Source organism: Fulvimarina thalattae, assembly GCF_040239565.1.
Taxonomy (GTDB): Bacteria; Pseudomonadota; Alphaproteobacteria; order Rhizobiales; family Rhizobiaceae; genus Fulvimarina.
Genome location: NZ_JBEHWS010000009.1, coordinates 41,072 through 61,486 on the forward strand (window position 1 = coordinate 41,072; position 20,415 = coordinate 61,486).

A 20,415-nucleotide genomic window follows, 5' to 3' on the forward strand; every position below is an offset into this window, starting at 1 on the left:
ACGGTCAGGGAACGAGGCCGTCCACCCCTTCCCAGGCGAGCCGCCTTTCGCGATCCGGGTCACGCTCGATCCTATCATCCACATCGAACACCTTGATCTCCCGCGCCTCGGGTTCGAATTGCGGCCAACCGCGCCCCGGCGTTCCGGACCGTACGAAGGCCGTCCAGTGATCCTGCATGCGCAGGCTCAGGCGACGTCGTGCCGGATCGGGCAAGAGCCCGAGATAGACACTGCGGAACGGCACGAGGAAACGGTCGAAGAGCAGCGGCAGATCGACGGAATGAGTCGCGCCCAGCTTCGACAGCGCGCCCTTGGCTCGCCAGTCGAGCCGATAGACGAAGGTCGGCGCCTTGGAAGAATGAATTTCAGCAAGGCGGTTCGACGAGGCACCAAAAAGAATATCGGTTCCGAACCGGGTCGCGCCGGCTTTGTCCTGTCCGTAGAGACGCGAAAGCTTCGTGGCCCTCTCTCGGCCTGCCTGCCGCTCGACCCAGGACGAGAGATCGTCGAGACCGACCGAAAAGCTGAAGCCCTTGAGATCCGTGAATAGAGTGAATTCGTCCCGGTTCGTCCCAAGAAGGAGCGGCACCGGCTTCGCCTGCCGGAACAATTCAGGCAGCGGTTCTTCCCCGATTTCCGCGCCGTCCAGATAGGGCATGGTGGGGATGCCAGGAAAGCGCCGGAAGAGCGCCGGGATGATCTCGACGAAGGCACTCGGCGGAAGCGCGAAGAGCCGCTCACGTTCGCCGTCTGGCACAAGCATTTCAAATGCCGTCTGGGCGATCTCTCGCGCGGTCTCCTTTTTGCGAAACATGTTGATCGTGCCGGACTGGCAGATTGCCTGCGCAAACAGGGCCTTCGAGCCTTCCGCAATCATGTGGAAGCCGACCGAAGCGGACCCTGCCGATTCGCCGGCGATCGTCACCCGGTCCGGATCACCACCGAAAGCGGCGATATTGTCCCGCACCCATTCGAGCGCCAGACGCTGATCGAGGAGACCGGCATTCGCTATGAAACGCTCATCGCCGGCAAACAGCTCGCCGAACGCGTTGAACCCGAGCAGGCCCAGCCGATAATTGATCGTCACGACCACGACATCGCCGCGCCGCGCAAGCCCGTCGCCCGGATATTGCGCGCCCGAGCCGATGAAGAACCCGCCGCCATGGAAGAAAACGAGAACGGGTCGCTTGCCCCGGCAATCCGGCGTGAAGACGTGAAGGTTGAGGCAGTCTTCGCTCGTTTCGCCGGAAAATCCCGTCAGCGCCGCGATCGCCTTCGGCACGACATTGCGCTGGGGCGCGGACGGACCGAACCGAAGTGCCTGAAACGTGCCCTGGAAAGTCGCGCGCCGGCGCGGCTCGGAAAAGCGATGCTGGCCGGTTGGCGCTTCGGCATAGGGAATGCCCAGAAACCGCAAGACTCCGTTATGCTGCCGCCCCTCTATCAGCCCGCATGGAGCCTTCGCGTATGCTGCACCTGCCATTTCCGAATTTCCGACCTATCCTCGTCAGTGTCTGCTGGGTTAAGCGGACCGCCGCGCTCTGCTTTGCGTCCGCTTAGGTGGGTGGTATAGGGCGCTCAGATCAGTCCGGCGCGGTCAATCCGCGTCGTCATGTCCCGGCGGCCAGCGGTCGCCGCTTATATTTTTTCGAAGGATGGCACCGATGGCGAAAATCAAAGTCGAGAACCCTGTGGTCGAACTCGACGGCGACGAGATGACCAGAATTATCTGGCAGTTTATCAAGGAAAAGCTGGTTCATCCCTATCTCGACATCGATCTGGAATATTACGATCTCGGCGTTGAAAATCGCGACGCGACCGACGATCAGGTCACGGTCGATGCCGCAAACGCCATCAAGCGCCACGGCGTCGGCGTCAAGTGCGCCACCATCACGCCGGACGAAGGCCGTGTCGAGGAATTCGGTCTGAAGAAGATGTGGCGGTCGCCGAACGGCACGATCCGCAACATTCTCGGCGGCGTCATCTTCCGCGAGCCGATCATCTGCAAGAACGTACCGCGCCTCGTTCCCGGCTGGACGAAGCCGGTGATCGTCGGCCGCCATGCATACGGCGATCAGTACCGCGCCACGGACTTCAAGTTCCCCGGCAAGGGCAAGCTGACGATCAAGTTCGTCGGCGAGGATGGTCAGGAGATCGAGCACGAAGTGTTCGACGCGCCGGCCTCCGGCGTCGCGATGGCGATGTACAATCTCGACGAGTCGATCAAGGACTTCGCCCGCGCCTCGCTCAACTACGGCCTACAGCGTGGCTATCCGGTCTATCTGTCGACCAAGAACACGATCATGAAGGTCTATGACGGACGCTTCAAGGACATCTTCGAAGAGATCTACAAGAGTGAGTTCGAGGACAAGTTCAAGGCGAAGAAGATCACCTACGAGCACCGCCTCATCGACGACATGGTCGCCTCGAACCTCAAATGGTCTGGCGGCTATGTCTGGGCCTGCAAGAACTACGACGGCGACGTCCAGTCCGACACGGTCGCGCAGGGCTTCGGCTCGCTCGGCCTGATGACCTCGGTACTGATGACACCCGACGGCGAGACTGTGGAAGCCGAGGCCGCCCACGGTACGGTCACACGCCACTATCGCCAGCACCAGAAGGGCGAGCAGACCTCGACCAACTCGATCGCCTCCATATTCGCCTGGTCGCGCGGTCTCGCCCACCGCGCCAAGCTCGACGGCAACGACGACCTGAAGACGTTCGCCGAGAAAATGGAGACAGTCTGCGTCAGCACGGTCGAGCGCGGCTTCATGACGAAGGATCTGGCGCTCCTCATCGGCCCCGATCAGCCCTGGCTCTCCACCACCGGCTTCCTCGACAAGGTCGATGAAGGCCTCCAGAAGGAAATGGCGAAGGCCTGAGGCCAAGAACAGATAAGTCCGATAAAGGCGGGTCTATGGCCCGCCTTTTTTGTATTCCGAGATGGTGACTGTGCGCGGTATTGTGCCGATATGGGCAGACGGTTTTTCCGGCCGCGAACGGTAATCGCGAGGAAGTTCAATGGCCGGGCACTCGACTCAGTGCTCGGCCCCTAAAGGAGACATTGAGCCAATCAGGCCGCTGCCTGATCTGCCTCTTCCAAAGCCTTCTCCACCGCAGCAATCGCATTGGCGGCATTGTCCGCATCGGGGCCACCGGCCTGCGCCATGTCCGGGCGGCCGCCGCCACCCTTTCCGCCGATCGCGCCGCTTGCAGCCCTTACGAGAGCTACGGCATCAAAGCGTGAGGTCAGGTCTTCGGTGACACCGACAACGACCGAAGCCTTGCCCTCGGCGACGCCGACAAATGCCACGACGCCTGACTGGACGGACTTCTTGGCCTCATCGACGAGACCCTTCAGGTCGCGGCCGGAAACACCGTCGATAACGCGGCCGAGGTAGCAGACGCCGTTCACCGATTTGGCGGCGCCAGAATTTCCGCCTTCACCACCGCCGGCGAGCGCCAATCGCTTCTTTGCTTCAGTAAGTTCGCGCTCCAGACGGCGCCGTTCCTCGACGACCGTTTCGAGGCGGGCCAGTGCATCCTCGGGTGAGGACTTCAGGAGTGCAGCCATCTTTCGAACACGTTGATCCTGCTCACGCAGATAATCGCGCGCTGCCTCGCCCGTGAGCGCTTCGATGCGGCGCACGCCTGCGCCGACCGCACTTTCACCGAGGACATGAACGACACCGATCTCGCCGGTCGCGTTCACATGCGTGCCGCCGCAGAGCTCGATCGAATAGGGCTTTCCGGCCTTCTCGCCCTCTTCTGCGGTCCCCATCGAAACGACGCGAACCTCGTCGCCATACTTCTCGCCGAACAGCGCCATCGCACCGGATGCGATCGCGTCGTCCACGGCCATCAGCCGGGTCTCGACCGGAGCGTTCTGCCGGACGATGCCATTGGCGAGCCGCTCGACGGCTTCGATCTCGGCCCGGTCCATGGGCTTCGGATGAGAGAAGTCGAAGCGAAGACGTTCCGGCGCGACCATGGAGCCTTTTTGGGCGACATGGGTGCCCAGAACCTCGCGAAGGCCTTCGTGAAGGAGGTGCGTCGCCGAATGGTTGGAGCGGATCTTCGCACGGCGGCGGTGCTCGACCTTGAGATCGAGCGCGTCGCCGACCGCCACCTCTCCGGCTTTCACCGTGCCGCTATGGACGAAGAGTCCGTCGGCGAGCTTCTGAGTATCCTCGATCTCGATAGTCGTCTCACCATCAGTCATCACGCCGGCATCGCCGAGCTGACCGCCGGACTCCCCATAGAAAGGCGTCTGATTGACGACGACGAAGACCTTTTCGCCGGCCTTCGCGGATTTCACTTCCGCACCGTCCTGCACCAGCGCGAGGACGGAGCCGCTGACCTCTTCGGTGTCGTAGCCGAGGAATTCGGTCGCGCCGACACGGTCGCGGATAGGGAACCACACCTTTTCGGTGGCAGCTTCACCGGAGCCGGCCCAGCTCTTGCGGGCTTCGGCTTTCTGGCGTGCCATCGCCGTGTTGAAGGCATCGAGATCGACCGCAATGCCGCGCTGACGAAGGGCATCCTGCGTCAGATCGAGCGGGAAGCCGTAGGTGTCGTAAAGCTTGAACGCAGTCTCGCCGGACAGCTTCTGGCCTGAATCCATCCCCTCGGTGGCATCCGCGAGAAGCGATAGGCCACGATCGAGTGTCTGGAGGAAGCGCTTTTCCTCGAGCTTCAGCGTCTCGGAGATCAGAGCCTCACCGCGCGCGATTTCGGGATAGGCGCGCCCCATCTCGGAGATTAGCGTAGGCAGCAGCTTGTACAGCACCGGCTCGCTGGCGCCGAGAAGGCGCGCATGGCGCATCGCGCGCCGCATGATGCGGCGGAGCACATAGCCACGGCCCTCATTCGAAGGCAGAACGCCATCAGCGATGAGGAAAGCGGTCGAGCGAAGATGGTCGGCGATGACGCGATGGCTGGCAATTGCGCCGCCCTCTGCGCGCGAACCGATGGCGTTCTCGACGGCCGCGATGAGCGTACGGAAGAGATCGATGTCGTAGTTGTCGTGCACGCCCTGCAGCACGGCCGCGATGCGCTCCAGCCCCATGCCGGTATCGATCGAGGGGCGTGGCAGGTCGAGGCGCTCGTCACCCGCCAGCTGCTCGTACTGCATGAAAACGAGATTCCAGATCTCGATGAAACGGTCGCCGTCTTCGTCGGGGCTCCCTGGAGGACCACCGGGAATGCCCTCGCCATGATCGAAGAAAATTTCCGAGCATGGACCGCATGGCCCCGTCTCGCCCATCGTCCAGAAATTGTCGGACGTACCGATCCGGATGATCCGGTCGTCAGAAAGGCCGGCGATTTTCTTCCAGAGTCCGGCAGCTTCTTCGTCTTCCGAATAGACGGTGACGAGAAGCTTGTCTTTCGGCAGACCGAACTCTTTGGTGATCAGCGTCCAGGCGAGTTCGATTGCCTGATCCTTGAAATAATCACCGAAGGAGAAGTTGCCGAGCATCTCGAAGAAGGTGTGATGCCGGGCGGTGTAGCCGACATTGTCGAGATCGTTGTGCTTACCGCCGGCGCGAACGCATTTCTGCGACGTGACTGCGCGGGGATAGGGCCGCTTTTCCTCGCCTGTGAAGACATTCTTGAACTGGACCATGCCGGCGTTCACGAACATCAGGGTCGGATCGTTGCGCGGCACGAGCGGCGAAGACGAAACCTTCTCGTGTCCGTTCTTCGCAAAATAGTCCAGAAATGCGGACCGGATTTCGTTGACGCCACTCATCGTCGCAACCTTTGGAGAACAGTCATTTGGCCAGACCGGGCGGAAATCGCCCGATCGGCCATTGCGTCGCCGTTCTACAAAGCTCGTGTCTCGCTGTAAATCGAGACCAGGGTCCAGCGTGAACCGAAACCCGCTGATTATTCTTCTTCTGCAGGACCGCTCGTGCCGTCTTCCAGCAGTTTCTCCGCCAGAATGCCCGCATTTTGACGAATCGACTGCTCGATTTCCCGCGCGGCGTCGGGATTATCCCGCAGGAACTGTTTGGCGTTTTCCCGTCCCTGCCCGAGTCGCTGGCTGTTATAAGAGAACCACGCCCCGGACTTCTCGACAATGCCCGACTTCACACCGAGATCGATGAGCTCGCCCATCTTCGAGACGCCTTCGCCATACATGATGTCGAACTCGACCTGCTTGAACGGCGGCGCAAGCTTGTTCTTGACCACCTTCACCTTGGTCTGGTTGCCCGTCACCTCGTCACGATCCTTGATCGAGCCAATACGGCGGATGTCGAGGCGAACAGAGGCATAGAATTTCAGCGCGTTGCCGCCCGTCGTCGTTTCGGGAGAGCCGAACATGACGCCGATCTTCATTCGGATCTGGTTGATGAAGATGACCATGCACTTGGAGCGGGAGATCGAACCGGTCAGCTTTCGCAGCGCCTGGCTCATCAACCGCGCCTGCATGCCCGGCAGCGAATCACCCATTTCGCCCTCGATCTCGGCGCGTGGCGTAAGCGCTGCCACCGAATCGACCACGAGAACGTCAATCGCGCCTGAGCGGACAAGCGTATCGGTAATCTCGAGAGCCTGCTCGCCGGTATCCGGCTGGGACACCAGAAGATTTTCGAGATCGACGCCGAGCTTTCGGGCATAGACCGGGTCGAGCGCATGCTCCGCATCGACAAAGGCGCAAATTCCGCCCTTTTTCTGGGCTTCGGCGATCGTGTGGAGAGCGAGTGTCGTCTTACCCGAGCTTTCCGGACCATAGATCTCGACGACGCGTCCTTTGGGCAGGCCACCAATGCCAAGCGCGATGTCGAGGCCGAGCGAACCGGTCGAGACCGTTTCGACCTCGACGCTCTGGTTGTTCTGCCCGAGCTTCATGATCGAACCTTTGCCGAAGGCGCGTTCGATCTGAGAGAGAGCGGCGTCCAACGCCTTGGTTTTATCCACCGAATTATCCTCGACGAGTCTGAGGGCGTTTTGGGCCATGTCTCCGCTCCTTAATGCATTCGGCGCGCGTCACGCAACGCTATCCATGGGCCAGAGATACGTACCCTTTTTGTTCTCGTCAAGCGGAATGTTTTATATTTGTTCTCATGCCCCTGCGGGTGTTCTCCGCCTTAAAGGCAGACCGAGCGAACGCGAACAATTCGCGTCGCAAACGGGAGTTTATTGGTAGTCGGAATGGGCCAGCAGACAACATAGTTCGTTGTCTGCTGCGTTAGCGCAAACGATTGCGTGGCATCTCAAAAGGCAGCTCTCGAAGTGGGTAGCGATCAATCGTCGCTGGACAGCATCTGCTTGACCGTCATCGCCAGCTCGCGCTGGGTGAAGGGTTTGGAGAGGAAACCGAATTTCTCGCCCTCTGGCAGGTTCTTCGCGAAGGCATCCTCGGCATAACCGGAGACGAAGATGAACTTCATGTCCGGCCGGACCTTGCGCATCTCGCGCAGCAGCGTCGGCCCGTCCATCTCCGGCATGACGACGTCGGAAACGACGAGATCGACCTTGCCATCCAGGTCCTCCAGCACGTCGAGCGCATCGAGCCCGGAATCGGCTTCGTGGACGTCGTAGCCCTTCAGCTTGAGCGCACGTACGCTTCCGGCGCGGACATAGTCCTCGTCCTCGACAAGCAGAATCGTCGCGGTACCGGAGAGGTCGACCTTCTCATTCACGTCGACTGCAGTCGGCTTTTCGCTCGCGACCAGCGAAGGCTCGGGCACGAAGCGCGGCAGGAAGATACGGAAGACCGTCCCCTCGCCTTCCGTCGATTCGACGTAGATGAAGCCGTTCGACTGCTTGATGATGCCGTAGACCATGGAAAGGCCGAGACCAGTGCCCTTGCCGATTTCCTTGGTGGTGAAGAACGGCTCGAAGATACGCTCGGCGACGTCGGCCGGCATACCGGTTCCGGTGTCGGACACCTCCACCAACACGTAGTCGGCGGCGGGCATCTCGGCATAAGCGAAGGCCGAGGCCTCCCCTTCGGCGACGTTGCGGGTCTCGATCTTGATCGTCCCGCCATTCGGCATCGCATCACGCGCATTGCCGACGAGATTGGTGATCACCTGCTCGAACTGGCCGATATCGGCCATCACCGGCCAGAGGTCGCGGGCGTGCCTGCGCTCCAGCTTGGTCTTGTCGCCGGCGATCCGCTTCAGGAGGAGGTCGAGATCGGCGACAACGTCCGTCAGGTTCAGCATTTTCGGCCGCATTGTCTGGCGACGGGAATAAGCGAGAAGCTGACGGACCAGAGAGGCGGCGCGGTTGGCGCTCTGCTTGATGAGAAGCAGATCCTGGAACGACGGATCGCCCGGCTTCTGGTTCATCAGAAGAAAGTCGACCGACGCGGTGATGACGGTGAGAACGTTGTTGAAGTCGTGGGCAATGCCGCCAGCAAGATTGCCAACGGCTTGCATCTTCTGCGCCTTGGCAAACTGTTCCTCCAGCGCGCGCTGGTCGGTGATATCCACAGCATAAAGGATGATCGTCTCGCCGGCACCCGACTCGCGATCCGGAATGGCGTTGAGATAAATCCGCACCGAGCGCGGCTTCTCGCTCTTCAGCGTGACGTCGATCGGAGCGATCTCCGCCTCGCCTTCGCTCGCCGCCTTGAGGTATTCGGCAAGGCGGCCCGCGCTTTCCTCGTTGAGGAGGTCGAGGAAGGAAACCGAACCCTCGACGGCGTTCACGCCGAACAGTCGTTCAAATGCCGGGTTGGAGCGGCGGCTCACATATTGATCATCGAGCGCGGCGATTGCCATCGGGGCGGCGTTGAAGAAGCGGTTGAACCGGGCGCCAGCAGCTTCGGAATTGGTCGTCTCGTCGGAGGTCTCCGTGAGGACGATCGCGCGCAAGCCGGTACGCCCATCCCTCTCGCGTGCCTTTTGGGCAATCAGCTTGACCGGAAGAATGCGCCCCCTGCCGGTGGTGAGATCGAGATCGATCAGCTGGTTGTCACCCTCGACCAGCGATTTGATTCGCGTCTCAAGATGAGAGCGCATGGTCTTCGGCAGATAGTCGGCGAGATTGGCCGTGCCCGGATCGAAATTGCCGAGATCGGTATCGAGCCATGTCGCCAGTGTCGCATTGAGATAGGTGAGGCGCAGATCCGCATCGGCCGCGAAAAAGCCGACGGGTGCCTTGTCGAGATAATCGATCGCATCCTGTAGGGTGCGGAAGGAGGCTTCCTCTTCACGCCGATCTGCGGTGATGTCCGCTATCTGCCAGGCTTCAAGCGTGCCGCCGGGCGACTGGATCGGTCGCACGGAAACCCGGTACCAGCGCGCATGATTATCCTCACGGGACAGCGGCGTATCGAGGCGAAATTCGCGCTGGCCGCCGCCATTCCGCGCGGCTTTTGCAAGCCAGTAGACGTCCTCGGCAGCGCCCGCATGGCGGGCGAGCAGCTGCACGGGGGACTGGACATCGGCACCATCATCCTTGCCGATCAGGCATCCATAGGATTTGTTGGCGTAAACGACGCGGCCCTTGGCATCGACGAACACCGCACCCTGACGCGCCCCGTCGAGAAAACTCCGCGCGGCTGCTCCCTCGTCAGCGCGGCTGCCGATCGAGATCAGGCCAAGTGCGAAGCCGAACAGCGCGACGATCCCGATAACCGCGACCAGCGCAAAGATTACAAGCAGCGCAATGCCGCCATAGGCATGGCCGAACAGAGCCATCGCCGCGGCGATCAGAATGAGAAAGCCTGAGAAGAGAAGAAGCCGGCGCACACTGCCAGCCCGTTCCGTTCGATCGATCAGGGGTTTGTCGAACGCATTCGCCATTGTCATCTTTCCGGCCCGGCTCTCCATCGCGGCAAACGCAACATGAGTCATCGCGCTCAAAGAGGCGAGTGGAAAAAGGCCGCCGCCCCGTACTGGGCCGGGCTCTGTTGCGTTCGTGCCGTCTTCTATAAACCAGCGGAACGAAAATATCCTGTTTTCGCGACGCCAGGCTTGCGCCGAACTTGCAAGGCGAACCATGCAGTTAGATTAGGTCCGAAACTCGCAATCCGTTCGAATGGGACAAAGCCGATGCCAGACTGGTTCGCCGCGATAACAGGAGACACGTTCGGCCCGATCTTGTGGGTCGTCTTCGTCGCGACGCTGGTTTGCCTGATCGCAGTCGTCAGCCTTTGGCTGATCAAGACAATGACGGGAGGATCAGGCTCGGCGATGGGATTTCGCGGACAGGCGCCACGACTTGCCGTGATCGAAGCGGTCAATATCGGCGATCGTCGTCGCCTCGTCCTCGTCAGACGCGACGACGAAGAGCATCTGCTCCTGCTCGGAGGCGCCAGCGACGTCGTCGTGGAGCGCTATGTGAAAAGCGGAATGAAGGGTGAAAGCCGTCCGCACACTCACGCGGACAAAGACGGCCCATACAAAGATTGACGCTCAGGACGGAGGACACCGTCAAAAAGCTAGCATATCGCGAAAATGTCGCGAAAAGCCGGGCCGGCTTCAGTCGTCCCGGTAGATCTTCTCGCGGCGCTCGTGCCGCTCCTGGGCTTCCAGGGACAGGGTCGCGATCGGCCGGGCGTCGAGGCGCTTGAGATTGATCGGCTCGCCGGTCTCTTCGCAGTAACCGTAGGTGCCGTCGTCGATTCGCTGAAGAGCGGCGTCGATCTTTGCCACAAGCTTGCGCTGACGGTCACGAGCACGCAATTCGATCGAGCGATCCGTCTCGGACGAAGCCCGGTCTGCGGCATCGGCCTGGTTCGGGCTGTCGTTTGCCAGCGCTTCGAGCGTTTCCTTCGACTCGCGAAGAATATCCGCCTTCCAATCCTTGAGCTTGCGCCTGAAATATTCTCTCTGGCGGTCGTTCATGAACGAGCCATCGTCCGTCAGAGCAGCTGCAAGATCAACGGTTTCACTCATACGGTCCTCCATCGCCGGGCGCTGGCGCTTATACCCGCGAGGCTTGTGTAAAACAAGCGCTTCTCAGCCGCGCCGCGGGAATAAAACATGGCCTGTGACATTATTCCGTCGGCTCCGACACTATGCTTCAGCTGCCGCAATAGCTAACCTCGACATACGAAATTCATGCGACAGCCTGGGCGGATCGAGATGCACCTGTTTTCACGATACCGAACCATTGCCAGACTTGCCTTGCCGGAGGCTCGCACGTAACCCTCGCCGCACTAGATTCGGGAAGCAGTTCACGAACTCGATGTGCCGTCGTCTCGCGATCAGGGACGCACGCTCATCCTCAATCAAGGCGCCTCCAAGCCGAAGCGAGCCATGTCACGTTATAATTCCATCCTCGACGCCATCGGCAACACACCGCTCATCCGCCTCAACCGGGCCTCGGAAGAAACAGGCTGCGAGATCTACGGGAAGGCCGAGTTTCTCAATCCCGGTCAGTCGGTAAAGGACCGGGCCGGCCTCTTCATCATTCGCGACGCCGAAGAAAAGGGAATGCTCGAGCCCGGCGGGATCATCGTCGAGGGCACGGCCGGCAACACCGGCATCGGCCTGTCCCTGGTGGCGAATGCGCTCGGCTACCGCACGGTCATCGTGATTCCCGAGACCCAGAGCGAGGAAAAGAAGGACGCGCTGCGCCTGATGGGCGCGGAACTGATCGAGGTTCCGGCCGTCCCCTACAAGAATCCGAACAACTACGTGAAGCTTTCCGGCCGACTGGCTGAAAAGATTGCCCAAACCCACCCTGCAGGTGCGATCTGGGCGAACCAGTTCGACAATGTCGCGAACCGTGATGGTCATGTGGTCACGACGGCCGAAGAGATATGGCATGATACCGACGGCGAGATCGACGGCTTCATCTGTGCAGTCGGCACAGGCGGCACGCTTGCCGGCACCGCTCTCGGCCTCAAGCGCCATTCGGGTCGCATCAAGATCGGGATCGCCGACCCTATGGGTGCGGCCCTCTACAACTATTATGCGCATGGCGAGATGAAGTCGGAGGGCTCCTCCATCACCGAGGGTATCGGTCAGGGGCGCGTGACTGCGAACCTCGAGGGCTTCGAGCCTGACTTCGCCTATCAGATCCCCGATGAGGAGGCGATGAAGATCGTCTTCGATCTGATTACAGACGAAGGCCTGTGCCTCGGCGGCTCTTCTGGCATCAACATCGCCGGTGCGATCCGCCTCGCCAAGGAGATGGGGCCGGGCCATACGATCGTGACGATCCTCTGCGACTACGGCAACCGATACCAGTCGAAGATGTTCAATCCGGCCTTCCTCAAGGAGAAGGGCCTCCCGGTGCCGGAATGGATCGGAAAGAACCCGGAGTTCGACGTACCGTTCGAGGATGCCGACTGACCGATGTCGCAGACGGAAACAGAAGAGCCCGACGGTACAGAACGCGTCTATCAGACTGACGCCTACCTCTCGACGATGGAGGCAAAGCTTGCCCGGATCGAAGGCGAGCGTGGCCTTGTCTTCGAAAGCACAAACTTCTTCGCGACCGGTGGCGGACAGCCGGGCGATACAGGCTTCGTGGAGCGCGGCGACGGCTCGAAAATCGAGATCGTCGAAACGGCGTATTCGCCGGACAAGCACGATGTGGTCATGTTCGCAAAGCACGGCGACGCGCTTCCCGAGCCCGGCGAAACGCTGACGCTCCATATCGACTGGCAGCGGCGCTACAGACTGATGCGCATGCACACCGCCTGCCATCTTCTCTCGGTCGTCTGCCCCTACCCGATCACCGGTGCCGCCGTTGGAGAAGAAGAAAGCCGCATCGATTTCGACTGGCCGGATGCAGCGGCTGACAAGGAAGCGATCTCGGCTTCGCTAATGGAACTCGTGTCGGCCAACCATCCGGTTTTCACGAAGATGATCACCGAGGCGGAGCTCGACGCCAATCCGGGCCTCGTCAAATCGGCGAACGTGAAACCGCCGCGCGGTGCGGGCCTGATCCGGCTTGTCTGCATCGGCGAGGCTTCATCGATCGATGCCCAGCCCTGTGGCGGCACCCATGTCTCGGAAACCGGCGAAGTTGGCGAGATTCACGTCGGCAAGATCGAGAAGAAGGGCAAGGCAAATCGCAGGATGCGTATCCGGTTCGGCCCGCTGCCCGCACAGTAAGCGTCTACCTGAGAACCAGATTCTACAAGCCTCAGTCGCCGCTTGGTCCACGTGAAAGAGCGGCGACACCCGTCCGGCAAATCTCGACCAGGCCGAGCGGCTGCATGATGCCGACGAAGCGATCGATCTTCGACGGGCGTCCGACGATTTCAAACACGAAATGCTCGATCGAGGAATCGACGACGCGTGCCCGGAAAATATCGGCGAGCCGCAGCGCTTCCACGCGCTTGTCGCCCTTCCCCGCCACCTTGATGATGGCGAGCTCGCGCTGGATCGGCTTGGTCGCCTCGCTGCCGGCACCGCCCTTGGTCAGATCGATAACCCGGTGAACCGGGACGATGCGGTCGAGCTGGCTCTTGAGCTGCTCGATGACGTGGGGAAACCCCCGCGTGACGATCGTGATGCGCGACAGGTGCCGCTCGTGCTCGGTCTCCGAAACCGTCAGGCTTTCGATATTGTAGCCGCGCCCGGAAAAAAGTCCGATCACCCGTGCGAGCACGCCGGGCTCGTTGTCGACGATGACCGACAGGGTCCGCGTCTGCGTTTCTTCTTCTTCGGGCGTGATGAAATAGGCCGAAGCAGGCGGCTGGACGGGCTGTGACATTTTGAAACTCTGACGCGTTTGGAAAACCGGCTGGCGCACCATAGCGATCGACGCGTGAAAGGAAAGCCCGGGTCTCGGCCTTGTCGACTTTGTCGGGCGGGTCATCTTTATCCTCAAGGACTTGCGACACAGCACCATTGGGTAGGAGACAGTCATGAAATCATGGACTTCCATGATCGCAGCGGGCACGGCACTGGCCCTTCTTCCTCAATCCGGTCAGGCGCAGGAGAGCGCGCAGCAATGCAGCGGCGTGCCGAACGCCTCCGGGATCGAGCTTCTGATTTCCGTCGAAGGCGCGCCAGGGCGGTATCGTCTCACCTGCCAGAATGGCGCGCTCGTTGCCGTTCCAGCCGAAGCGGCCGGGCTCGTCACATCGCCGACAGCTGCCGAGCAGGCGACCGAGAGCGCCGCCAACACAGCCGATGCCATGATCAGCGGCGAGATGCAGATCGGCCGCAACATGGCAGGTGTCGGCTCGGAAGAAATGCAAGGCATCGCGGGCGCGACTGCGCAGGACGAGACCGGCTCCAACGTTAAGACCTCGGGTTCCGGTGACCTGACGCCCCGCACCGAGCAGCCGCTCCTGGAGGAAGCCGAACCCGATGGAATGGTGCCGTCGGAGGAGGCCGAGTCGTCCACATCGGCAGAAACCGAAATCGAAAACTCGGCCGAAGAAACCGCCGATGATTTGGCGGATGAGGCAACGGATCTGGGTGAACCACCAGCGCCGCTCGATTCAGACGAGGCCTCATCGGATGAATCCGGCGGCGCGATGGAGACCGAGAGCAATTCTGATGCGGAGGAGCCGGACACAGCCGTTAACGGCGTAACTGGAAGTGAAGAGGATCGCACCGACGACGACACCTCTGCCTCGAGCGAGGAAAGCTGGGCGAATGATGCGGAAAGCTTCGCCGAAGAGCCCCAGGAAGAGATGCCGGAGGGCATCCCTTCCATGGCGACGGTCGACGAGAGCACCGGCACGACCGATGAGGCCCCGGTGGTCTCGAAGCCACAGGGAGCCGTGACCAAGACCGGCCCCGGCAGCCTAGCGCAGCAGATGGCGGCCGCGTCCCAGTCGCCGGCCGCCGAGGGTGCTGGTGATCGTGCCGCCGACGAAATGTCGTCCTCCTCGGAAGAGAGCGATGGAAGCGGCGAGAGAGCTAAAACCGCGAAGTCCGAAGATGGCTCGGAGGACGCGCTTCAGGCTACGGGCGTCCCCTCAAGGACCGGACCCGGAACGCTCGAAGAGCAAATGGCCGCAGCTACAGTTGGAAACGGCTCTACGGGCGCGCCCTCGAAGACCGGACCGGGTTCGCTAGAGCAGCATATGTCGGCGGCCACAGCTCGATCGGCTGCAACTGAGGAAAGTGCCGGTGCCTCGGATGAAGCCGATTCAGGCACTGACTCCGAGGAAAGCAACGCCAGCTCGCTGGAATCAACGGGCGTGCCGTCACGGACCGGCCCAGGAACTCTGGAAGAGCAGATGGCCGCAGCGGCCGCCGGAAACGGCTCGACGGGAGCGCCGTCGAAGAGCGGACCGGGCACGCTGGAGCAGCAGATGTCGGCGGCCACAGCTCAATCGGCTGCAACTGAGGAAAGCGCCTCTGCTTCGAACGAAACCGAAGAAAGCACTCAGTCCGAGGAGGGAACGACCAACTCCCTAGACGCGGCTGGCGTGCCCTCACGCTCTGGTCCCGGAACACTTGAAGAGCAGATGGCTGCTGCAACAGCCGGAAACGGCTCGACCGGCGCACCCTCGAAGACTGGCCCCGGCACGCTGGAGCAGCAGATGTCAGCCGCGAGCGCCCAGTCTGCGAGCTCGGAAGGCGATACATCTGATATGGGATCAAACGCCGGTGCAGAGGCCTCCGCGACGCCTGACGAAAGCGGCGACCAGATGGCTGCCGTGTCTCCCGCTCCGTCCTCCGAGCCTGAGGCGAATAGCGCCGAGAGCGATGACAGAATCGCGGTCCCGGCAAATGTGGTTGCGAGCGCCCGGCTGGCCCTCCCAGGTGTCGATTTCCGCTCTGTCTCCGTTCGGGATGAAGAAGATGGACAGCTCTTCGCGCTGCGCGGCGAGGCACCGGATGGAACGCCGGTCTCAGTCGCGGTCGAGGCCGATGGGCAGATCGTCAGCGTCGACCGGCAAATCGAGCCCGAACAGGTGCCGGAACAGGTGAATAGCATCGCTACGGCGCTCTTGCCCGATCGCTCGGTCGATCGCGTTATGCTTTCGACCCGGGAGAACTATAAGAGCTATTTTGTCTTTCAGGGGAAAGACAGCACATCGGCGCCCTTTGCCCTCGAAATCCGCTCGGATGGTCGGGAAGCCCGGTTCGTCCGGCCGAACTGATCGACTCGGCATCAACGACACCTTGCGAAAATGGGCGCTCGCGGCGCCCATTTTCGTTTCAATTTGCATCTTCGGATGATGGTCAGACCAGCGCCCTGCCCTTGGCGTCGATCGCATTGGCGACAGCTTCGTCCGTCGCCTCGTCCGGCAGCAGGATCTCGTTATGTGCCTTGCCCGAGGGTATCATCGGGAAGCAGTTGGTGAGATTCGCGACACGGCAATCGAAGAGCACCGGACCGTCATAGTCCAGCATCTCCTGAATCGCATCGTCGAGATCGCCCGGCTTCTGGCAACGGATGCCATGGCCGCCATAGGCTTCGGCAAGCTTCACGAAGTCCGGCAGCGCCTCGGTATAGGAGTTCGACAGCCGGTTGCCGTGGAGCAGCTGCTGCCACTGGCGCACCATGCCCATATACTGATTGTTGAGGATGAAGATCTTGATCCGCGCATTGTGCTGCACGGCGGTCGACATCTCCTGCATGTTCATCAGCACCGAGGCATCGCCCGCAATACAGACCGAGAGCGCGTCCGGATGGGCGATCGCCGCGCCGATCGCGGCCGGTAGACCGTAGCCCATCGTGCCAAGGCCGCCGGAGGTCAGCCAGCGGTTTGGCTTCTCGAAGCCGTAGAACTGCGCTGCCCACATCTGATGCTGCCCAACTTCGGTGGAGACATAGGTCTCACGGTCCTTGGTCAGCTCGTAGAGCCGCTGGACGGCGTATTGCGGCATGATGACGTCGTCGTTCGGCGAATAGGCAAGGCAGTCGCGCGCCTTCCATTTCTCGATCTGCGTCCACCAGTCGTGCAGCGCCGGCTTGTCGATTCCCTCTCCACGCTCCTTCCAGGCAGAGACGAGATCGCGCAGGACATGGGTCACGTCGCCGATGATCGGCAGATCCACGCGCACGTTTTTGTTGATCGAAGACGGGTCGATATCGATCTGGATCTTGCGCGAATTCGGCGAGAAGGCGTCGATCCGTCCGGTGATCCGGTCGTCGAAGCGTGCGCCGATGCAGATCATCAAATCGCAATCGTGCATGGCGAGGTTTGCCTCGTAGGTGCCGTGCATGCCGAGCATGCCCATCCAGCTCTTGCCGGAGGCCGGATAGGCCCCGAGGCCCATCAGCGTCGACGTAATCGGATAGCCGGTCAGGTTCACGAGCTCGGTCAGGAGTTCGGAGGCCTCGGGCCCTGAATTCACGACGCCGCCACCGGTGTAGAAAATCGGCCGCTTGGCCGAGGCCATCAGCTCGACAGCCTGACGGATAGCCTCCGCCTCGGGATTCATCTTCGGACGGTAGCTCTCATGGGTCTGATCCGGCGGCGGCGGCGAATAGAAGCCCGTCGCGAACTGGACGTCCTTCGGCACGTCGACCACCACAGGACCGGGGCGACCGGTCGTCGCCACATGGAAAGCCTCATGCAGCACGCGTGACAGATCGTTGACGTCCTTCACCAGCCAGTTGTGCTTGGTGCAGGGCCGCGTGATGCCGACCGTGTCGCACTCCTGGAACGCGTCGGAGCCGATCAGCGTCGTCGGGACCTGGCCGGTGATGCAGACGAGCGGGATCGAATCCATCAGCGCGTCCTGAAGCGCAGTCACGGCGTTCGTCGCGCCGGGACCGGAGGTGACCAGCATCACCCCCGGCTTGCCGGTCGAACGCGCGTAGCCCTCGGCCGCATGACCCGCGCCCTGTTCATGGCGAACGAGGATGTGGCGGACATCGGTCTGCTGGAAGATTTCATCATAGATCGGCAGCACCGCACCACCGGGATAGCCGAAAACGTCCTTTACGCCGTTGTCCCGCAGCGCCGTGACGACCATTTCGGCGCCGGTCATTTCGCGCTTGCCGTCCGCTTCGATGCTTTCGTTGCTCATCGTATCCATGTCCTGCTCGATCTCTTCCCTCGCCGGCATCCCGTTCGCCGAACTCCAAGCATAAAAAAAGGGCCTCCAGAGGGCCCTTGTCTACGCGCACACGTGGCATTCGCCTGGCAGCTACGCCGCCGGTCGTGTGCGCGTTCCTACGATTACGAGAATGGTCGTGTTCGTCATGGTGCGGAACGCTATGCATTCGCGGGGGAAAGGTCAATGGTTTTTCGGCGATCGTTGGTCAATATGCGCTGCAATTCTCGGAGTGACCGGCAAGCCGGCCATTATTGAGACGATTCCGCTAGATTTCGCGAGAGGATATGAGGTCGGTTTTGAAGCGAGCACTTCCGCTCTTTGCTTCCTTCAGAAGTGACGTGAGATCTTCGGGAGGATTGCCACTCTCCAACATGCTTTTGAAAGTGGCGTAAGCATCGCTTCTGCTCCCGTAGGCCCGCAACGTCGTATCGTCGTTGACCCACACGAAAACGATGACCTTCATTCCGCCATGGAACCGGAAGAACATGCGGTATTGCTGGAAAAACTTTGCTCTGAACCAGTGCTTGCGGTCCGCCCCGAGGGTCCCGCCTTGGCGGAATTGCGGCGAGGCCGGATCAGCCGGAACAATCTCAGTCACGAGCCGAAAGATTGCAGCCAGTCGCTTGGTGCAGTTCTTTTTACGCCATGTCGTGGGATCGCGCAGCTTTTGCCGCTCGACCTCTTCGATCAGTGTTTCAAGCTGTTCCAGAAAGATCGGATGCGCATAGATCGTCCAGCCATTGATAACGAGGGGCGGATCTGTTGGATTGTCCGGCATCGCTATTCGTCGTCAGGCGAAATCGCCTCGTCGAGATCTACCTCTATATCGCCGACGAGGGCCTCGATACGACGATGAAGGTTCCCGCCGAATACCTTTAGATGCTCAGGATGGCTTCGAATGTCGTTCTCCAGAAGGTCCAGAAACGGACCGAGGGCTGGATCGAGTTCTTCAGAATATACCGGCTCGATATAGACCCGACCGTCGGAACTGGTCCGATAGCGGATCTTATCGCCTTTCCCCAGTTGCAGTTGCTTTCGCACGGCGCGCGGAACGGTGGTCTGATAGCGCTCTGTCAGCGTGGAGACTGCATCGTGGGCGGCGGACAAGGGGTGCTCACTTGTTGGATCGCGTTCGACTGCAAAAGTAATGCAAGTGCATTACTTTTGCAAGGTAGAGCTGCGTCATCGAGCGATCGATTTCATTACCCTCTCCTTCAATTCCGGCAGAAGCTCCTCTGCAAACCACGCATTCTTCCTCAGCCAGCCGTTGTTTCGCCAGGATGGATGAGGGAGCGGCATCACTGGCGCGTCTTTCCCTCCGCTTGCGAGGATATCGCGCCAGTTCATAACCGTTTCCGTCAAAGTCCGCCCTCGACCTTTGGCGATGTGGAAGCTCTGAGCATAGGCGCCGATCGCAAGAACCAGTTCGATTTGAGGCATCGCGGCCATCGCCCGGTCGTGCCAGGTCTGGCGGCATTCCTTGCGCGGCGGTTTGTCGCCGCCTTTGGCGTCATAGCCGGGAAAGCAGAAGCCCATGGGCAGGATCGCAACCTTCGAGCGGTCGTAGAAGATCTCCGGCCCGATCCCCATCCAGTCGCGCAGGCGAACGCCCGATGGATCGTTGAACGGCTTCGACGTTTTATCAGCCAGATTGCCGGGAGCCTGACCCGCGACGAGGATGCGTGCGGTATCCGAAAGAGCGAGCACTGGATTGGGCTCGATCGGTAGCGGTTCGCCAAGCGGATTATCCGCGCAGATGCGGCAACTTTCGATGATGCGCTGGAGATCTTCGGCGCGCTCCGAGCCGGTCGTTCCTTCGGTCATCGAGGATCAGGCTGAAGCGCTCGGCCGCTTTTCGAACTCGGCATACCATCGCCGGAGACTGGAAAAGTCTTCCGGCACTTCCAGCTTGGCGGCCTTCATGAAGCCGACCGCGACGAACACGGTGATGTCAGCCACGGAGAAATTCTCGCCTGCGACGAAGGGCTGCTCGCCGAGCTGATCCTCGAACATCTTCAAGGCATCGATCGCGCGGCCCCGGTTTAGGTCTGCCCATTCCTTCACCTGCACCGGTTCGGCTTTCGCCATGCCGGGATGGCCGTGCCGGAACACCGCCCCGACCGATTGATAAAGCTCCAGTTCGGCGCGACGCTGCCACATCTCGATCGTGCCGATCTCCAGCGGCGTGCGTCCAAAGAGCGGCGGATCGGGATGGAGTGCCTCGAAGTAGCGGCAGATCGCGATCGACTCTGTAAGGATCGTGCCGTCGTCGAGCTCCAGCACAGGCAGCCGCTTCAAACGGTTGCGCGAGGCGATCTTCTCGCTGCGATGCTCGCCTTCGGCCATATCGACAGGCTCAAGCGGCACCTCGATGCCCTTTTCCGCAAGAAAAATTCGGGTCCGCCTCGGATTGGGCGCACGCCCTCCATCGAACAGTTTCATGGCTGATCTTCCCTCCCCATTGCTTGGCTTTCCGTCATGACTGTCTCGTCATGTTCGCGGTTCATTAAGGCATTTT

The 20,415-nt window shown here is 61.0% G+C and carries 16 protein-coding genes; 5 read left to right on the forward strand and 11 right to left on the reverse strand.

Annotated elements, in window-relative coordinates:
• Positions 1-4: 4 nt before the first annotated feature.
• Positions 5-1,483: a carboxylesterase/lipase family protein gene (locus ABRA89_RS12730; RefSeq protein ID WP_349941870.1), complete on the reverse strand. Its 1,479-nt coding sequence runs from the start codon at positions 1,481-1,483 to the stop codon at positions 5-7.
• A 181-nt stretch (positions 1,484-1,664) separates the two neighbouring features.
• On the opposite strand from ABRA89_RS12730, the gene ABRA89_RS12735 reads away from it, so the two are divergent.
• Entirely contained in the window at positions 1,665-2,882 is a 1,218-nt protein-coding gene (locus tag ABRA89_RS12735) for an NADP-dependent isocitrate dehydrogenase (RefSeq protein ID WP_349941871.1), read from the forward strand.
• Positions 2,883-3,073: 191 nt separating this feature from the next.
• Here ABRA89_RS12735 and alaS read toward each other — a convergent pair whose 3' ends face one another.
• The 3 genes from alaS to cckA all read right to left on the reverse strand — a co-directional run bounded on the left by alaS (position 3,074) and on the right by cckA (position 9,764).
• Entirely contained in the window at positions 3,074-5,752 is a 2,679-nt protein-coding gene (alaS, locus tag ABRA89_RS12740) for an alanine--tRNA ligase (RefSeq protein ID WP_349941872.1), read from the reverse strand.
• Between the two features lie 137 nt (positions 5,753-5,889).
• The gene (recA, locus tag ABRA89_RS12745; RefSeq protein WP_349941873.1) at positions 5,890-6,963 is read right to left on the reverse strand and encodes a recombinase RecA; all 1,074 of its coding nucleotides are present in this window, start codon (positions 6,961-6,963) and stop codon (positions 5,890-5,892) included.
• A gap of 287 nt (positions 6,964-7,250) precedes the next feature.
• Positions 7,251-9,764 carry a cell cycle histidine kinase CckA gene (gene cckA / locus ABRA89_RS12750; RefSeq protein WP_349941874.1) on the reverse strand — a complete coding sequence of 838 codons (2,514 nt, stop codon included), beginning with the start codon at positions 9,762-9,764 and terminating at the stop codon, positions 7,251-7,253.
• 249 nt (positions 9,765-10,013) lie between these two features.
• Here cckA and ABRA89_RS12755 point away from each other — a divergent pair, with 249 nt between their 5' ends.
• Positions 10,014-10,373 (forward strand): flagellar biosynthetic protein FliO, encoded by a 360-nt coding sequence (locus ABRA89_RS12755; RefSeq protein WP_349941875.1) that lies wholly within the window; start codon positions 10,014-10,016, stop codon positions 10,371-10,373.
• 69 nt (positions 10,374-10,442) lie between these two features.
• Here the strand turns inward: ABRA89_RS12755 and dksA are convergent, their stop codons facing one another.
• Complete coding sequence (gene dksA / locus ABRA89_RS12760) at positions 10,443-10,859, reverse strand: RNA polymerase-binding protein DksA (protein ID WP_349941876.1); 417 nt, start codon at positions 10,857-10,859, stop codon at positions 10,443-10,445.
• Positions 10,860-11,222: 363 nt separating this feature from the next.
• Between dksA and ABRA89_RS12765 the strand changes: the two genes are divergently transcribed.
• Together ABRA89_RS12765 and ABRA89_RS12770 are read left to right on the forward strand one after the other, a co-directional pair.
• A complete protein-coding gene (locus tag ABRA89_RS12765) occupies positions 11,223-12,263 on the forward strand; it encodes a cysteine synthase A (RefSeq protein ID WP_349941877.1) in 1,041 nt (346 codons plus the stop codon).
• A gap of 3 nt (positions 12,264-12,266) precedes the next feature.
• The gene (locus ABRA89_RS12770) at positions 12,267-13,031 is read left to right on the forward strand and encodes an alanyl-tRNA editing protein (RefSeq protein WP_349941878.1); all 765 of its coding nucleotides are present in this window, start codon (positions 12,267-12,269) and stop codon (positions 13,029-13,031) included.
• A 31-nt stretch (positions 13,032-13,062) separates the two neighbouring features.
• On the opposite strand, the gene ilvN is transcribed toward ABRA89_RS12770, so the two are convergent.
• Positions 13,063-13,635, reverse strand: a complete 573-nt coding sequence (ilvN, locus tag ABRA89_RS12775) for an acetolactate synthase small subunit (RefSeq protein WP_349941879.1) — start codon at positions 13,633-13,635, stop codon at positions 13,063-13,065.
• 154 nt (positions 13,636-13,789) lie between these two features.
• Here ilvN and ABRA89_RS12780 point away from each other — a divergent pair, with 154 nt between their 5' ends.
• Complete coding sequence (locus ABRA89_RS12780; protein ID WP_349941880.1) at positions 13,790-15,988, forward strand: hypothetical protein; 2,199 nt, start codon at positions 13,790-13,792, stop codon at positions 15,986-15,988.
• Positions 15,989-16,070: 82 nt separating this feature from the next.
• On the opposite strand, the gene ABRA89_RS12785 is transcribed toward ABRA89_RS12780, so the two are convergent.
• The 5 genes from ABRA89_RS12785 to ABRA89_RS12805 form a co-directional block, all read right to left on the reverse strand.
• The gene (locus ABRA89_RS12785; RefSeq protein ID WP_463671292.1) at positions 16,071-17,867 is read right to left on the reverse strand and encodes an acetolactate synthase 3 large subunit; all 1,797 of its coding nucleotides are present in this window, start codon (positions 17,865-17,867) and stop codon (positions 16,071-16,073) included.
• A gap of 295 nt (positions 17,868-18,162) precedes the next feature.
• Positions 18,163-18,675 carry a type II toxin-antitoxin system YhaV family toxin gene (locus tag ABRA89_RS12790; RefSeq protein WP_349941882.1) on the reverse strand — a complete coding sequence of 171 codons (513 nt, stop codon included), beginning with the start codon at positions 18,673-18,675 and terminating at the stop codon, positions 18,163-18,165.
• Positions 18,676-18,677: 2 nt separating this feature from the next.
• On the reverse strand, positions 18,678-19,004 hold the full coding sequence (locus ABRA89_RS12795; protein ID WP_349941883.1) for a type II toxin-antitoxin system PrlF family antitoxin: 327 nt from the start codon (positions 19,002-19,004) through the stop codon (positions 18,678-18,680).
• Positions 19,005-19,079: 75 nt separating this feature from the next.
• A complete protein-coding gene (locus ABRA89_RS12800) occupies positions 19,080-19,721 on the reverse strand; it encodes a uracil-DNA glycosylase family protein (protein WP_349941884.1) in 642 nt (213 codons plus the stop codon).
• A 6-nt stretch (positions 19,722-19,727) separates the two neighbouring features.
• Positions 19,728-20,339, reverse strand: coding sequence for a glutathione S-transferase family protein (locus ABRA89_RS12805; protein ID WP_349941885.1), 612 nt, complete (start codon positions 20,337-20,339; stop codon positions 19,728-19,730).
• Between the last annotated feature and the right edge of the window lie 76 nt (positions 20,340-20,415).

What these genes read in the sequence shown, in the direction of transcription:
- ABRA89_RS12730 (WP_349941870.1), bottom strand. Translation starts at nt 1,483, where the DNA reads ATGGCAGGTGCAGCATACGCGAAGGCTCCATGCGGGCTGATAGAGGGG.
- ABRA89_RS12735 (WP_349941871.1), top strand. Translation starts at nt 1,665, where the DNA reads ATGGCGAAAATCAAAGTCGAGAACCCTGTGGTCGAACTCGACGGCGAC.
- alaS (WP_349941872.1), bottom strand. Translation starts at nt 5,752, where the DNA reads ATGAGTGGCGTCAACGAAATCCGGTCCGCATTTCTGGACTATTTTGCG.
- recA (WP_349941873.1), bottom strand. Translation starts at nt 6,963, where the DNA reads ATGGCCCAAAACGCCCTCAGACTCGTCGAGGATAATTCGGTGGATAAA.
- cckA (WP_349941874.1), bottom strand. Translation starts at nt 9,764, where the DNA reads ATGGCGAATGCGTTCGACAAACCCCTGATCGATCGAACGGAACGGGCT.
- ABRA89_RS12755 (WP_349941875.1), top strand. Translation starts at nt 10,014, where the DNA reads ATGCCAGACTGGTTCGCCGCGATAACAGGAGACACGTTCGGCCCGATC.
- dksA (WP_349941876.1), bottom strand. Translation starts at nt 10,859, where the DNA reads ATGAGTGAAACCGTTGATCTTGCAGCTGCTCTGACGGACGATGGCTCG.
- ABRA89_RS12765 (WP_349941877.1), top strand. Translation starts at nt 11,223, where the DNA reads ATGTCACGTTATAATTCCATCCTCGACGCCATCGGCAACACACCGCTC.
- ABRA89_RS12770 (WP_349941878.1), top strand. Translation starts at nt 12,267, where the DNA reads ATGTCGCAGACGGAAACAGAAGAGCCCGACGGTACAGAACGCGTCTAT.
- ilvN (WP_349941879.1), bottom strand. Translation starts at nt 13,635, where the DNA reads ATGTCACAGCCCGTCCAGCCGCCTGCTTCGGCCTATTTCATCACGCCC.
- ABRA89_RS12780 (WP_349941880.1), top strand. Translation starts at nt 13,790, where the DNA reads ATGAAATCATGGACTTCCATGATCGCAGCGGGCACGGCACTGGCCCTT.
- ABRA89_RS12785 (WP_463671292.1), bottom strand. Translation starts at nt 17,867, where the DNA reads ATGAGCAACGAAAGCATCGAAGCGGACGGCAAGCGCGAAATGACCGGC.
- ABRA89_RS12790 (WP_349941882.1), bottom strand. Translation starts at nt 18,675, where the DNA reads ATGCCGGACAATCCAACAGATCCGCCCCTCGTTATCAATGGCTGGACG.
- ABRA89_RS12800 (WP_349941884.1), bottom strand. Translation starts at nt 19,721, where the DNA reads ATGACCGAAGGAACGACCGGCTCGGAGCGCGCCGAAGATCTCCAGCGC.
- ABRA89_RS12805 (WP_349941885.1), bottom strand. Translation starts at nt 20,339, where the DNA reads ATGAAACTGTTCGATGGAGGGCGTGCGCCCAATCCGAGGCGGACCCGA.